At 65.8% G+C, this 14673-nt stretch carries 13 protein-coding genes and 2 pseudogenes; 10 read left to right on the plus strand and 5 right to left on the minus strand.

From position 1 onward, the window contains the following. Positions 1-12: 12 nt before the first annotated feature. The 4 genes from cls to KHN96_RS05685 all read right to left on the minus strand — a co-directional run bounded on the left by cls (position 13) and on the right by KHN96_RS05685 (position 5290). The gene (cls, locus tag KHN96_RS05670; RefSeq protein ID WP_115044053.1) at positions 13-1443 is read right to left on the minus strand and encodes a cardiolipin synthase; all 1431 of its coding nucleotides are present in this window, start codon (positions 1441-1443) and stop codon (positions 13-15) included. Between the two features lie 17 nt (positions 1444-1460). Then, entirely contained in the window at positions 1461-4310 is a 2850-nt protein-coding gene (gene clpK / locus KHN96_RS05675; protein WP_058158422.1) for a heat shock survival AAA family ATPase ClpK, read from the minus strand. Between the two features lie 93 nt (positions 4311-4403). Beyond that, positions 4404-4973, minus strand: a complete 570-nt coding sequence (locus KHN96_RS05680) for an Hsp20/alpha crystallin family protein (protein WP_024973321.1) — start codon at positions 4971-4973, stop codon at positions 4404-4406. A gap of 35 nt (positions 4974-5008) precedes the next feature. Further along, the gene (locus tag KHN96_RS05685) at positions 5009-5290 is read right to left on the minus strand and encodes a helix-turn-helix domain-containing protein (RefSeq protein ID WP_012761384.1); all 282 of its coding nucleotides are present in this window, start codon (positions 5288-5290) and stop codon (positions 5009-5011) included. A 284-nt stretch (positions 5291-5574) separates the two neighbouring features. Between KHN96_RS05685 and KHN96_RS05690 the strand changes: the two are divergent. Beyond that, positions 5575-5868: pseudogene (locus KHN96_RS05690) on the plus strand (IS110 family transposase); the annotation flags it as partial. A gap of 121 nt (positions 5869-5989) precedes the next feature. On the opposite strand, the pseudogene KHN96_RS05695 reads toward KHN96_RS05690, so the two are convergent. After that, positions 5990-6419, minus strand: a pseudogene (locus KHN96_RS05695) (transposase domain-containing protein); the annotation flags it as partial. Between the two features lie 139 nt (positions 6420-6558). Between KHN96_RS05695 and KHN96_RS05700 the strand changes: the two are divergent. The 9 genes from KHN96_RS05700 to KHN96_RS05740 all read left to right on the plus strand — a co-directional run bounded on the left by KHN96_RS05700 (position 6559) and on the right by KHN96_RS05740 (position 14660). Next, a complete protein-coding gene (locus tag KHN96_RS05700) occupies positions 6559-7467 on the plus strand; it encodes a LysR family transcriptional regulator (RefSeq protein WP_003141071.1) in 909 nt (302 codons plus the stop codon). Positions 7468-8006: 539 nt separating this feature from the next. Next, a complete protein-coding gene (locus KHN96_RS05705) occupies positions 8007-8765 on the plus strand; it encodes an ATP-binding protein (RefSeq protein WP_115044052.1) in 759 nt (252 codons plus the stop codon). A 141-nt stretch (positions 8766-8906) separates the two neighbouring features. After that, entirely contained in the window at positions 8907-9125 is a 219-nt protein-coding gene (locus KHN96_RS05710; protein WP_003141069.1) for an AlpA family transcriptional regulator, read from the plus strand. Between the two features lie 40 nt (positions 9126-9165). After that, on the plus strand, positions 9166-10032 hold the full coding sequence (locus tag KHN96_RS05715; RefSeq protein ID WP_033980500.1) for a ParA family protein: 867 nt from the start codon (positions 9166-9168) through the stop codon (positions 10030-10032). After that, positions 10016-10252, plus strand: a complete 237-nt coding sequence (locus KHN96_RS05720; protein WP_033980481.1) for a hypothetical protein — start codon at positions 10016-10018, stop codon at positions 10250-10252. Before KHN96_RS05715 ends, KHN96_RS05720 begins: the two co-directional genes overlap by 17 nt. Continuing rightward, positions 10245-11903 (plus strand): ParB family protein, encoded by a 1659-nt coding sequence (locus KHN96_RS05725; protein ID WP_003141065.1) that lies wholly within the window; start codon positions 10245-10247, stop codon positions 11901-11903. Before KHN96_RS05720 ends, KHN96_RS05725 begins: the two co-directional genes overlap by 8 nt. A 17-nt stretch (positions 11904-11920) precedes the next feature. Then, positions 11921-12481 (plus strand): DUF2857 domain-containing protein, encoded by a 561-nt coding sequence (locus KHN96_RS05730; protein WP_003141063.1) that lies wholly within the window; start codon positions 11921-11923, stop codon positions 12479-12481. 3 nt (positions 12482-12484) lie between these two features. Beyond that, positions 12485-13669, plus strand: coding sequence for an STY4528 family pathogenicity island replication protein (locus tag KHN96_RS05735; protein WP_003141061.1), 1185 nt, complete (start codon positions 12485-12487; stop codon positions 13667-13669). Between the two features lie 238 nt (positions 13670-13907). Next, positions 13908-14660 carry an OST-HTH/LOTUS domain-containing protein gene (locus KHN96_RS05740; protein ID WP_033980480.1) on the plus strand — a complete coding sequence of 251 codons (753 nt, stop codon included), beginning with the start codon at positions 13908-13910 and terminating at the stop codon, positions 14658-14660. The last annotated feature ends 13 nt before the right edge of the window (positions 14661-14673 follow it).

A 14673-nucleotide genomic window follows, 5' to 3' on the forward strand; every position in this document is an offset into this window, starting at 1 on the left:
CAAGTCGTGCCGCTAGAGAATGGGGGTGAACAGACGGGCCACCCCGTCGCGCAAGCGGATGGCCAGCGGGCGGGCGCGCAACGCCATGGCCGATATCTCGTTCGATGCATCACGGGCGGCATCAAAAAGGGATTCCAGCCGCGTAGACAGCGCGGTGTCGTACACCTCCACATTGAACTCGAAGTTCAGGCGCAGGCTGCGCGCATCCCAATTGGCCGAACCCAGGCAGCACCACTGGCCGTCTATCAGCATCAGCTTGCTGTGGTCGAACGGGCCAGGCCGTTCGAAGATGCGTACACCGTGCTCCAGCACCTGCCAGTAGTGGGCGCGCGCGGCCCATTGCACCGTGGGATGGTCGCCGTTTGCGGGCGTCAGCACCTCGACGCGCACGCCGCGCAACGCGGCCGTGCTCAGCGCCGCGATCATCGGCTGATCGGGCACGAAGTAAGGTGTCCAGATGCGCACCGAATGCTTCGCCGCGCTCAAAGCGCCCATGAAGGTCCAGCGCATCCTGTCCAGGGCCTCATCGGGACCGGCCTCGATGCCGCGCGCCCAAGAGGTTCCTCGCTCATCAGCCGTTGCGGGCGGTTCGCCCCAGAAACCCTTGCTGAGCCGCTCGCCCGTGGTATCGCACCAATCATCGGTGAAGCACCGCATCAGATGCGCAACCACCGGCCCGCGCAGACGAAAGTGCAAATCGTGACAGGCCTGCTCCGGCGCATCGGGCCGCCAATACGGGCTGAAGATGTTCATGCCGCCGGTGAAACCCGTCTCGCCATCGATCACCAGCAGCTTGCGGTGATTGCGCAGATGCGCGGCATGCAGGCGCGCGGGAATCAACGTCGGGTTGAACGTCGCCGCCGGAACGCCGGCGCGTTGCAAGGCGCGGTAGGCGCTGCGGGGCCTCCAGCGGGCATAGACGTCGTCGATCAGCACCCGCACTTGCACGCCGCGCTCATGAGCCCGGCGCAGCGCATCGACGAACTGCGCCCCGATGCCTTGGCTGTCGAAGATGTACGAAGCCAGCGCGACGCTGTGCCGCGCCGACTCGATGGCAGCGAGCATGGCCGGGTAGGCCTGCTCGCCATCGACGAGCGGCTCGATGCGGTTGCCGCTGGTCAGCGACTGGCCGGTGGCACGTCCCACCAGGTGCGCCAGGCCGGCAAACGGCGCCGATACGGCCTGGGGCATCGTAGGCGCGAGGTCCTGCCGAACAGCAGGATCTGCCCCCGGAAACAGCCGCCGCGCCCGCCGCTGGTAACGGTTGATGCCGAACAGCCCATACAGCAGCGAACCGCCCAGCGGCAACAGCGCGATCAGCAGCACCCACAGCGTGGCCGATCGAGGGTCACGCTTGTAGATGACCGCGTGCCCCGCTGTGGGGATAGCGACCGCCAGCGACACGAGGGTGGCTGCCCATGTCAGCCCGTTGGGGTCGGACACGACAGCCTCCCCATGACTCAAGATTCGCCGCCCGCTGACTTCTTCTTGCGCGCAGGCTTGCTCGCGTCGCTCGGCGGCGTCTCGGCCACGTTCGCGGCATCGGGCTTCTCAGGCTCGGCCGGCTTCGCGGGTGGCTCCTGGCGCTCGAAGACCACCCGTTCGGCCTTGTCGTCCCAGCGGGCGCTGGCGTGATCGGCCTTGCCGATACCGCCACCCAGCATCTCGCGCGCCAGAGCAGTTTCCAGCTCGCTGCGGATCAGCCGCTTGAGCTCACGCGCGCCGAACTCGGGCTTGTAGCCTTCCTCCGCGAAGTGATCGATCAAGGTCTGATCGAAGGTCAGCGTCACGCCCTGGCTGGCGGCGTTGCGGGCCACACGATCGAGCTGCAGGCCGACGATATGGCGGATCTCCTCCTTGCCCAGCGCATGGAAGACGATGATCTCGTCGATGCGGTTGAGGAACTCGGGGCGGAAGTGTCCGCGCAGCACGTCCATCACCTCGCCCTTGGTCCTCTCGTATTCCTCGCCGGCGGCGCCACGGGCCTTCAGCCGACGCTGGATGATGTCCGAGCCCAAGTTCGAGGTGGCGATGATGATGGTATTGGTGAAATCCACCACCCGGCCCTTGCCGTCGGTGAGCCGCCCGTCGTCGAACACCTGCAGCAGGATGTTGTAGACGTCGGGGTGAGCCTTCTCGATCTCGTCCAGCAGCAACACGCTGTAGGGTTTGCGCCGCACCTTCTCGGTGAGCTGGCCACCCTCGTCGTAGCCGACGTAACCCGGAGGCGCCCCCACCAGGCGTGCCACGGCATGGCGTTCCCCGTACTCGGACATGTCGATGCGCAGCAGCGCACCTTCATCGCCATAGATGGACTCGGCCAGCGCCTTGGCGAGCTCGGTCTTGCCCACGCCGGTCGGCCCGAGGAACAGAAAAGTCGCCACCGGCTTGCTGCCTTCGCGCAGGCCCGCGCGCGACAACCGCACGGCATCGGCCACCGCGCGCACCGCTTCGTCCTGGCCCACGAGGCGCTCGTGCAGCCGCTGCTCCAGATGCAGCAGCTTCTCGCGTTCTTCCACCGTCAGCTCGTTGACCGGAATGCCGGTCAGGCGCGAGACGATCTGCGCGACATGCTCGGCTTTGACTTCGGCACTGCCCGAGGCGCGCTCGCGTTCCCATTCCTCGACAAGCTTCTTGAGTTCGGCCTCTTTGGCCTCGATGTGCTTGCCCAGCTCGGCGGCCTTGTCGTACTGCTTGCGCGAGGCCACATAGTCCTGCTCACGCCGCAGCTGGTGCAGTTCGGACTCCAGCTCTTGCACCGCCACCGGGCGGGCCGTGGCCGACAGCTTCACGCGTGCGGCCGCCTGGTCGAGCAGGTCGATGGCCTTGTCAGGCAAAAAGCGCGCGGTGATGTAGCGGTCCGACAACTCGGCGGCGGCGATGATCGCATCCTCGGTGATGCTGACCTTGTGGTGCGCCTCGAAGGTGTCGCGCAAGCCGCGCAGGATCATCATGGTCTGCGCTACCGTCGGCTCGGGCACCATCACCGGCTGGAAGCGACGCTCCAGCGCGGCGTCCTTCTCGATGTACTTCTGATACTCGTTGAGCGTGGTGGCGCCGATCAGGTTCAGTTCGCCGCGCGCCATCATCGGCTTGAACACGTTGGCCACGTCCAGCCCGCCTTCGCCGCCACCCTGGCCTGCACCGACGATGGTGTGCACCTCGTCGATGAAGAGAATCAGCTCGCCCTGGTGCTCGGTCACTTCCTTGAGCACCTTCTGCACGCGCTCCTCGAACTCGCCGCGGTACTTGGCGCCTGCCACCATGGCGTTGATGTTGAGTTCGACCAGACGCTTGTCGCGCAGCGTCTCGGGCACTTCGCCGGCGACCATCCGCTGCGCCAGTCCTTCGACAATGGCGGTCTTGCCGACGCCGGGCTCACCGATCAACACCGGGTTGTTTTTCTTGCGCCGGGCCAGCACCTCGATGGTGGTCTCGATCTCCTGCGCACGGCCGATGACTGGATCGAGTTTGCCCTCGCGCGCCATCTTGGTGAGGTCGCGCGAGTATTTATCCAGCTCGGGCGTGTTGGTCGGCGTCTCGGCGCGGCCATCCTCGGCCCCTTTGCCGACCACCTTGCTTACCTGCTGGCGCAGCGCTTGCGGCGTGAGGCCGTAACGGCGCAGCAGGTTGGCCGCCAAACCTTCGCCTTCCTCGGCGAGCCCGATCAGGAAATGCTCCGGCCCGACATAAGAGTGGCCGAGTTCGTTGGAGGCCACGAAAGCACGGCTGAGCGCGTCCTTGACCCGGGGCGACACGCCGATCTCGCCCTCGAACGGCTTATCGCCGCGCTTGGCTTCGGATTCTATCTGGCGCTTGAGGTCATCGACCTTGATCTTGAACTGCCCCAGGATGGTCTTGACCACGTCGCTGTCGGATAGCGCCAGCAGCAGGTGTTCGGTATCGACTTCGGCGCGCCCGAACTCTGCAGCGTGTCGGGCGGCCTCCTGCAATAGGGCCTCGGACTGTTCGCTGATACGGCTGGCGAGCCCACTGCCGCGACGGCGCGCGGTGCCCGTACCGGCCGGGGCGGGTTCGCCGAACGAGGCATCGACGACCTCGTCGGTATCGGCCGCCATGGACGGTGCGTCGTCACCGATGCGGAAGAAGTCGCTGCCAAGGAAGTCTTCGAACAGCCCGCTGCGCGAGCCGAACAAGGCTTCCAGCGGTGAGACGGTGCGCTTTTGCTGGCGCACCAGTTGGCGATAGTGATCGTCACACAACAGCATGGTGCTGTGGCGACCATTGAGATTGGCTTCCACCCGCACCGTGGCGGGCTGGCCGCAGACTTGGCATTGTTTTCTGGCCATGCTGATGCTCCTGTAAAGATTGATCTGACGAGGCACCGCCGATCACGGTGCCTCATCTCTTTGTGGTTTTTGAGAAAAACGCGCTGCCCCGCGTCAGCCGTTGATCGGGATCGAGCGCCCCTGCTTGGGCGTACTGGCCTCGCGCTTTTCCATCGTGATCGTGAGCACGCCGTTCTTGAAAGCGGCCTTGATCGTGTCCTGGTTGGCATCGGCCGGCAGGTTCAGAGCGCGCTGAAAGCTGCCGTAGGAGCGCTCCACCCGGTGGAAACCGCCGTCTTTCGTTTCCTGCTCCTGACGCTTTTCACCGCGCACCAGCAGCACGTCGTTGTCGAGCGTGATCTGGATGTCTTTTTCCTCGACGCCGGGTACTTCCAGGGCGATCTTGTACTGCTTGTCGGTCTCCTGGATGTCCAGCGCCGGCTTCAGCATGCCCGGCCAGTCCGACGGCCAGCGTGGCATGGCCAGCGTCGGGAAACCGAAGCCTCGAAACGCGTCGTCGAACAGGCGGTCGATCTCGCGATGCAATTGCAGGATGGGACTGACGGGCCCACCCGCCACCGGCAGGTCATTGCGCTGCACCGGCAGCGAGGCAGTGCTCTGTTGTTCTTCCTGCTCCTTCTTGAACCAGTTCCAGGGAGCCAATTTCTTGAAATCAATGTCCATGTCACACCTCCAGAAGAAAAATTGAAGACTCTCGCTCACTCCGTTTGCCTGCGGCGACGGACAGCGCGCCCAGACGACACGGAGTGTTCCGCTGACTTTGGCTGCTCATCTGTGCGTATCACCTCCTTCTTTCTGCCTGCTTGGATCTGATCATTGATCCATCGATCGATTTCACTTTGACGAAACCGCCACGTCCCGCCGACCTTGAAGGCCGGAATCTCCCCGTGCGAGGCGAGCCGGTAAAGCGTCCGCTTGCCGACTTTCAAGTAGGCAGCCAACTCGTCGAGTGTGAAGATCGCCTGCTGGCGCGCTGTCATACCACCCCCACAAGTTCCGTCGTCACGCGGCCTCGCCTGAGGAAATTCTTGCAAGACTTTGCAAGATATTGCGCCTAACATGCCGAAAGTCAAGAGTCAACATCCAGCGATCTGCTGGCCGATTGATGTGACTCAATCGTAAGCAGCCAGGAAACAAATGTTGGCTGCCACCGCGATGGTGCTCCCCAAGTCATCAATCTGCAGCCATGTGAAAGGGGAAGTCCATGAACGAGATTGCCCGAGTCGGGGTGGATCTGGCCAAGCGGGTTATCTAGGTGCATGCGGTGGATGCGCGCGTGGCGGTTGCCAAGGCGCTGGCCGCTGACAAGTTTGCGGCCTGGTGCGCGGAGCTGCCTCCCGGCTGCCTGGTGGCCCTGGAGGCCTGCGGCGGTGCGCATCACTGGGCACGCAAGCTGCGCGGCTATGGGCTGGATGCGCGGCTGATTGCAGGCCACTTCGTCACGCCCTACCGCATGGCCGGCAAGGGACGCAAGAACGGTGCGGCCGATGCCGCAGCGATCTGCGAGGCGGCAACCCGCCCGCACATGCGCTTCGTGCCGGTGAAGCCGCCGGCGCAGACGCTGCTGGCCAGCCATCAGCTACGCAAACCTCCCGATTCACTCACGCAGCTTATTCCTGCTTGCCTAGGGACGACCATGTAAGCGGCAGATGGTCGGAGTCCTTTGCGACCAGCACCTACGCGAGCAGCCCGGAGGTGGGGATGCCCTTGGCGATGATCTCCGCCGGGACCGGCGCCTGGGTCAGCGTTCGGCACCTATGCGCAGGTCCACTTGCTGCGGATGTGGCACTCGACCGTGAACACGCCCGGCGTGTAGTCCAGCTTCTCGCTGATGCGCTTGAGCGCACAGCCGCACGCGCAGCGGGTGTTCTCGGGCTCGTGGTGGCAGTCCACGCGCGGCAGGTCCGCCGGCAAGGCGGTGCGCTTAGGCATCGCGCCAGGCTTAGCCGGCGGCTTCTTCTTGCCCAGCAGTTCCTGGAGCTGCGCCTCAGCCGCGGCAAGGTCGGCGTCCAGAGCCTCGTCGAACAGCGCGCGTTGTTCGGCATCGAGCTGCTCGCTCTTCTTGCCGAACTTCAGGCGTCGCAGCTGGGCGATCTCGAACGAGAGCTTCGCCGTAGGCGCTGACATGGGCGAAAAGCATCCGAGCATCACCCCCCAGGATGGCTCTCATCTCGATACAGAGGTGAATCCTCCGCACTATTCGGCTCCCTACGATGATATGGACTGATCACATCGGTAGGGAGAAAGCATGAACTTACGCCATCTTCGCTGCTTCATCGCCGTAGCCGAGGAACTGCACTTCGGCCGGGCTGCTCGACGGCTGCACATCGAACAGTCTCCACTGTCGCGCACGATCCGCCAGATGGAGGCGGATTTAGGGGTGCCGCTGCTCAACCGCTTGCCACGCAGTGTTCGTCTCACACCGGCGGGACAGGTCTTCCTCGAAGAAGCCCGGCGCGTACTGCTGGCCTTCGAGCAAGCGCAGACCAAGGCACGCGCCGCAGCGAACCAGCGGAACACGCTGCGCATCGCACTATCTGGTGACATGGGGCAGGCCCGCTTGTCGGCGTTGCTTGCGCTTTGCCGCGAGGAGGCACCACAGGTCGGCATTCGGATATTTGAAACGCCACTGGCGCAGTTGGTGACTGGACTGCGCAACGACTTGTATGACGCAGGTTTTGCATTGGCTGGTGAAATGGACGCCGGCATCGTCGCCATGCCGGTGTGGCGAGACCCGCTGGTGGTGGCTTTGCCCGCCAGGCATCCGCTGCTGGCTTTCAAGGAAGTGCCGCTGGAGGAAGTGGCGAGCTATCCGCTGGTGCTGTGCGATCCCCAGGTCTGCGAAGGTTGCAGCCGGCAGCGCGAACGGCTGCTCCGCACGGTGGATGCGCCGCCGACGGTAGCCGAGTACGTCAAGACCCATTCCCTGATGCTGGCCCTCGTGGCCGCCGGCTACGGCGTGGGCTTTTCGAGCGCGGCGCATCTGGCGGGTTGCCATCAGGCCGATGTCGTCGTGCGGCCGCTGGCCGACGAGACCGCTTCGCTGACGACCTATCTACTGCGACCCGAAGGCGAAATCATGGAGCCGCTGCGGCAGTTCATCGACCGCGTGGAGCGTGTCGGACGCCCGCAAGGCACCGATCAACGCCCGATGTGACGCGGGGATTTTGGACGGTACGATTCCCTTTCGGTCTGGACCTTGACCCGCATTGCATCGGCGGCCGACCTTTTGCGTCACGGGCATGGATGGCGAATCGGGCCTATCCACCCGGCATCAAGCAAGGCACCTTCAAGCTGTCGAGGTCACAGCAGTGACGCAGAACGCATGAGCCCTTGCTGGATGCAAACCGGCTCAGCCGGAAGTCGCATTGGCGCTTTACCCCGCCCGTATTCCTACGAAAACTTTGCCCTGGTTTTCCGGTAAAGCGCAGCATCCCTTCCTGATCGAACTTGGATGCGCGGCTTTTCAGACCGTTGCGCCGGTAACAAGATTTTTCGCAGGTGCATTATGGTTGAGGTGTAGCGGGCACCGCAAGGAGGTTTGCCCCCTGCGTAACGCTCGGCGACATCGCCGCACCCAACGTCCACCACGATGCCGACCGGCTCGCGCTTCATCGGGTTCTTTGGGCAATCGCTGCGCCCATGTGGGCCGCGCGCGCTTGCCATGTGTCGATCCGACGATGGGAAGAGCGCGATATGCCGAAATCGAGCAGCCACGCCTTTGGCGCAAAGACGTACTACCGACCGATCGAGGGGGCCGTCCGCTGGTGCGGTCTCCTGCGCTTCGAGCAGCGTATTCTGGAAGCGCTGGAGCAGCGTGCCATGCCGGAGCCCGGCGAATTCCCGCGCTGGCCGCTGCTGCGCCTGTATGCCGAGCGCATCTTCGACGCGCTGACGCATGGCGAATTGCTCGGTGGCAAGGCCGGCATCGTGCTGGACTCGCAGCGGCCGGCGCTCGACGACCCCGAGTTGACCGTGCGCCACGTGGACTTGAAAGCGTGGATGTCGCAGTTCTACCCCGGCGATCGGCCGGGGTTTTTGTTTGACGGCATCGAACGCGCGGTGCATCCGGCGGTGAGCGTGGACACGCTCAACATTCTGCTGGCCGATCGCGAAGCAGCGAAGTCGCAACTTGCCGAACTTGCCCTGGTGCATGAAACGCTGCGCACCGCGCACGAAGCACTGGCGAAGGAACATGCCACGCGCGCGGCCAACGACGAACAGGCGCGCGAGCCTGGCCTGCGCAGCGAGACGACTTACCTCAACATCATCGGCGGACTGCTGACGCTGCTGCTGGGCAATTCGCCGTCAGGCGCGGCCTATTCGTCGTTCCGCAGCATGGATGCCGTGGTCAGCGCGCTGATCGCACACCATGAGGGGCGGCCGGGTCTCAGCGAGCGGACGCTGTGGAGCAAGCTCGCGCAGGCGCGGCGCCACCTGGAGGCGTCGCGCTGACGACGCGGCCAGCATGATGCCGATGCGGCGCACTGCAATTGCAGTCGCTGCTTCTGCAATTGCAGTGATTTCGGCGACCGCGGTGTATTGAATACGAGGCACTTTCCGAACAGCGCCAGTGAGCGTCAAGGAGTGTCTCTCATGTCTTCGCAGACCACCGCGCCGGCAGTGCCGGCCGAGCACCGCATCCTGCGCCGCGCCGAGGTCGAAGCCAAGACCGGCTTCAAGCGCGCGCACATCTACAGCCTGATGAAGGAAGGCAAGTTCCCCAAGGCGCTGCGCCTGGGCGTGCGCGCGGTGGGCTGGGACTCGGTGGAGATCGAACAGTGGATCGCCGATCGCCTCAAAGAACGCGCCTGACGCTTCTTCTCGGTTCATGCCATTCGACGAGGAGAAGCTCATGCAGGTGGTGTCCATCATTTCGACCAAGGGCGGCGTGGGCAAGACCACGACGGCGGCCAACCTGGGCGGCTTCATCGCCGATGCCGGGCTGCGCGTGCTGCTGCTGGATCTGGACGTGCAGCCCACGCTGTCGAGCTACTTCACGCTGGACGTGCGCGCGCCCGGCGGCATCTACGAGATGCTGGCCTTCAACGAACGGCGCATCGAGCAACTGGTGTCGCGCACCGCGATCGCGGGCCTGGACCTGGTGCTCTCCAACGACGACCGCGGCGAACTGAACACGCTGCTGCTGCACGCTCCGGATGGGCGCCTGCGACTGCGCCATTTGCTGCCCGTCTTCCGCACGCACTATGACCTGCTGTTGATCGACACCCAGGGCGCGCGCAGCGTGCTGCTGGAGATGGCTGTGCTGGCGTCCGACCTGGCGCTGTCACCGGTGACGCCGGAGATTCTGGCCGCGCGCGAACTGCGCCGCGGCACACTGCAACTGATCGAGGACATCGCGCCGTATCGCCACCTGGGCATCGAGCCGCCGCCGCTGCGCCTGCTCATCAACCGTGTGCATCCGGTGTCGTCGAACGCGCGGCTGGTCCAGCAGGCGCTGCGACAGGTGTTCCAGGAACAGGCCGGCGTGCAGGTGCTGGACACCGACGTGCCGGCCATCGAAGCCTATCCGCGCGCTGCGACACGAGGATTGCCGGTGCATCGGGTGGAGTACCGGCGGCCAGCTGGGCGCACGGCGCCCGCGGCGCTGGACACCATGCGCACGCTGGCCGGCGAGCTGTTCCCCGCGTGGCGGGAGTGCTTCGCGCTGGTCACCGGCCGGGCCGATGCGGGAGGGGCCGGCCATGGCGAGCGCGCATGAACTGGCGCGCGGCCGCGAACGGCTGCGCGCGCTGATCGAGTTCGCGCTGGGCGAAGGCTGGCGCGTGGTGCGCACGTCCGGCGGGCACCTGAAATTCACGAAGCAAGGCTGCGCGTCGATCTACACCAGCTCGACGGCGAGCGACCACCGTGCTGACCGCAATGCCCGCGCGCAACTTCGCCGCGCCGACCGGCAGGCGCAGGAGAACAGCCGTGGCTGAGCTGACGCCGCAGGACATGGCTGCCAAGCTGCTGGCCACCGGCTTCGAGCGCAGCGGCCCTTCGGCCGCGACCTTGAGCGACCCCATCGCCGACACGCCGATGGTGGTGACGCTGGACCAGTTGCGGCCCTACGACCACGACCCGCGCGTGACGCGCAACCCGGCCTATGCGGAGATCAAGGCGTCCATCCGCGAACGTGGGCTGGACGCGCCCCCCGCGATCACGCGCAGGCCGGGCGAGGCGCACTACATCATTCGCAACGGCGGCAACACGCGGCTGGCGATCCTGCGCGAGTTGTGGAGCGAGACCAAGGAGGAACGCTTCTTCCGGATTGCGTGCCTGTTCCGCCCGTGGCCGGCGCGCGGCGAGATCGTGGCGCTGACCGGGCATCTGGCCGAGAACGAGCTGCGCGGCGGCCTGACCTTCATCGAGCGGGCGTTGGGCATCGAGAAGGCGCGCGAGTTCTACGAGCAGGAAAGCGGCCAGGCGCTGTCGCAGAGCGAACTCGCGCGGCGGCTGACTGCCGACGGTTATCCGGTGCCGCAGTCACACATCAGCCGCATGAACGATGCGGTGCGCTATCTGCTGCCGGCGATCCCGACGCTGTTGTACGGCGGATTGGGCCGGCATCAGGTGGACCGGCTCGCGGTGCTGCGCAAGGCGTGCGAGCGCACCTGGGAGCGGCGTGCGCTGGGCCGCACCGTGGCCATGGACTTCGCCACCTTGTTTCAGGACGTGCTGACGCAGTTCGACACACAGCCGGACGATTTCTCGCCGCAGCGGGTGCAGGACGAGCTGGTGGGCCAGATGGCCGAGCTGCTGGAGGTGGACTACGACACGCTGGCGCTGGAGATCAACGACAGCGAAAGCCGCCAGCGTGCGCTGACCAGCGAACCAGCGGTGCCGACGCCACCGGCAGCGCCTGTCGTGCCTGCTGCTCCTCCCCCGCCGGTCTCCACGCCTCAGCAGCCACCCGCCTCGTCTGTGCCGCGCGACGCCACGCCGGTCGCGCCTCCGGCGCCAGCAGCAACACCGCCTGCACCGACCGGAGCGCCGGAGGAACAGTACGGGCAACGCGACGAGCGTCTGCAAGGGCACATCGTGACACCGGCACCGACCACCGAGCGCCTGCTGTCCATCCAACGGATGGTCGCGGACCAGCTCGGCGACAAGCTGCCCGACTTCGAGGCCGACGCGCTGCGTGCGATCCCCGTGCAGGCTGGCGGGCTCTATCCCATCTCGGACGTCTGGTATATCGAGCCGGGGCTGGACGCGCCGGATCGCCTGCGCGTGCACATCGCGCAGTTCGCGCGCGAGATCGGCGAGGAAGCGGCGGTCGCCGACCACATCGAGGCCAGCGTCGGCGGCATCGGCTTCGTCTGCGTGGCACCGGCCGTGGGCCAGGCGAAGGCGCTGCCGGCGTTCGCGCGGGCGGTGCTGACCCTGCTGCATGTGCTGAGTGCGGCTCCGCCCTCCGCGAACGGATTGGACCGCGCGCGGCTGGCCGACGAGCTGGCGGCGCTGCTGCATGGCCACGGCGGCTCGGCCACACGCCTGAGCGATGCTGCGCTGGTGAAGCTGTTCCGTCTGCTGCGCCTGGCGCGCCGGCTGCTGGATCTGGAAGCCGGCGTAGCGAGCCAGGATTCCTGAGCGCAGGAGGCTCCCGCATGTCGGCACCGCACCCACTCAACCAGGCCGTGATCGCCCAGGCCCTGCATGACCTGCGCAACGGCCAGTTGCGCCGCTGCAAGGCCATGGGCTTCGGCGAGGAGGAGCTGGATGCGCTGAAGCACCCCGAACTCGTGAGCATGCTGGTGAATGCCACGGTGTCGTGGTGTTCGGTGTCGGTGAACCGGGAAGTGTTGAAGCGGCTGCTGAGCCAGGTGCACGACGTGGAGCGGGAGATCGCCACGGTGGACCGCATGCTGCGCCTGGGGGCGAGCACGGAGATGGTCAGCAAGTTCTACGGCCTCACGCATCAGGAAGTGGCGCTGCGCCGCGACATCCTCGGGCTGCCCAAGCGCAAGGGCCGGCATCCGGTGCTCGACGAGGCGCAGGACGTGGCCTTGTGGGAGCGCTGGAAGGCCGGCGTCTCCGAGCGCCATATCGCCCTGACCGACGACATGGCGATGCTGGCGCTGACCATGGATCTGGCCGAGGCGCTGAGCCTGCCGATGTCGGTGGTGTGGGCGGCGATACGCAACTGGATCGACCAGGGGCTGGTGTAGGCCATGACCACGGGTGGCGCACCACGGCGCGAAGGCCCGGTTGCGCTGTCGGCGTTGTTCGACGAGGCGCTGCGGCACCTTGAGCCGAAGGAACCGGCGCAGGGCACGGCGCCGAGCCAGGACGGCTTTCTCTACAGCGGCAACCGCCATGAGAGCGTGCCGCGCCGACTGTTCCTCGACCGGCGCCTGACCCCGCTGGAACGCAACGCCTGGCAGGTGTTCCGCCTGCAGCTCAACGACGACGGCGTGACCGCCTTTCCCACCTACGACCAGCTCCGCCCATATCTGGCGTCCATGCCCTGTGCGGCGCAAGCCTCGCACGAGACCGTGGCGCGCGCCTTGACGCTGCTGCGGCTGACGCGCTGGCTCAGCCTGGTGCGGCGGCGGCGCGATCCCAAGACCGGCCGCATCCAGGGGAACCTCTACGTGCTGCACGACGAACCGCTGTCGCCCTTCGAGGCGATGCAGCTCGACCCCGACTATCTGGGCCTGGTGAGCCAAGCGCTCACGCACGCGGCGAAGGCGGTGCAGGTCGTGGGCATGAACACGCTGCGGGAGATCGCCGAAGACCCGCTGCTCAGCGGGCGCACGCTGCCGACCCGCCTGCAGGTGCTCGCGCAGCGCATGGCACGGCATGGCTGGACGACGCCAGGTTATCCACAGGAGGGTGCGGACCACGAATCCGAAGAAGGCCAGGAAGCCCTGCTTCGGAATGGCGCGCGCCCGTCTTCGGAATCCGAAGCAGGGCCGAAACCCGCGCCGGACGGCTCTCTTCGGATTCCGAAGGAGGACCGTACAGTACGTAATGATCGTATAAATGAAGTACGTACAGTACCGCGCGCGAGGGCCTTGCAGAACCTGCGGCTGCCCGAGCGTTTCCTGCGCTTGAAGGACGAGCAGCAGGCCGGCGCGCTGGTGGCGCTGCAGCAGGTGGACGAGGCGCAGAGGCAGGCCGTTCTCGACGAGTGGGCGGCACGCTGCCACAACAGCGCGGTACGCAACCCGGCCGGCTACCTGTTTGGCATCATCCAGAAGGCGATCCGCGGGGAGTTCAAGGCCTGGGCCGGAGAAAGTGCATCGGCGGCGCCAGCGTCCCCGCCGTCGTCACCACCGGCATCCCGTGCGGCTGACCCCGAGGTGGCACGTGCCTACCTGGCACAGCTCCGAGAAGCCTTGCGTGATCGCTGATGTTGACTATCCCCAGGGGATAGCTGGAACAGACACCTTTCCGCCGCGCTCAATTGTCGTCCGCCGAACGACAGGCGAAACTGTCGCCTGTGAATCAGACGAGGACAGCCACGCACGAGCCCGGCCGATGATGGACATGACGACTTCCCCCGTCACAAACGTACTGCAACCACTGCAGCGAGACGTTCAGCGCTTGCTGGGCAGATGCCTGTTGCGCCTTCAACAATACGAGCGCCTCATGAAAGCCATCGTGGCGCACCACGAGATTTCAGGCCCGGCGCATTCGCTGGAGGCCATTCGCACAGCGCGGATCGAAGATGCCGCGACCAAGACCCTGGGCACGTTGGTCGGACAACTGTTTGGTTCGTATGTGGTCACCGATGGAAATGGTGGCAAGGAACGCGACAACGATCTTCCCGGCGACGTGATTTCCTTTCGCACGCGCGTGCAACTGAGCCTGTCTGCGCAGGACTACGCCAAAACCCAGGCCGACCTCAAAGACCTGGTATCGCTGCGCAACACCCTGGTGCACCACTTCATCGACCAGCACGATCTATGGACCGTGGACGGGTGTCGCGCTGCACAGGACGAACTCGGTTCCGCCTACACGCGCATCGATCAACACTTTGAGCAGCTGCGCGGCTGGGCCGAGCACATGGATCAGGCGCGGCGCCTGGCAGCGGAGTTCGTCCAGTCGGATGTGTTCCACGACCTGGTGGTCAATGGCATCGCGCCGGACGGCACGGTGGACTGGCCGGCCGCCGGCATCGTTCGCGCGCTGCGCGAGGCCGCCGCGCAGTTGGCCGTCGAGGGCTGGACACCCATTGCCGCCGCTGGCCGCTGGATCGCGGACCAGCATCCCGAGCAGCTTCCAGCCAAGTACGGCTGCAGCAGTTGGCGGCAGGTGGTGCACGAGTGCCGCCTGTTCGAGCTTCGCTACCGTGAGGTGGAGGGGCAACGGGCCGCCTGGTACAGACCTCGCGAGGCATAGCCCCGCAACGCGG

It is taken from the genome of Ralstonia mannitolilytica, assembly GCF_905397375.1.
Classification (GTDB): Bacteria; Pseudomonadota; Gammaproteobacteria; order Burkholderiales; family Burkholderiaceae; genus Ralstonia; species Ralstonia mannitolilytica.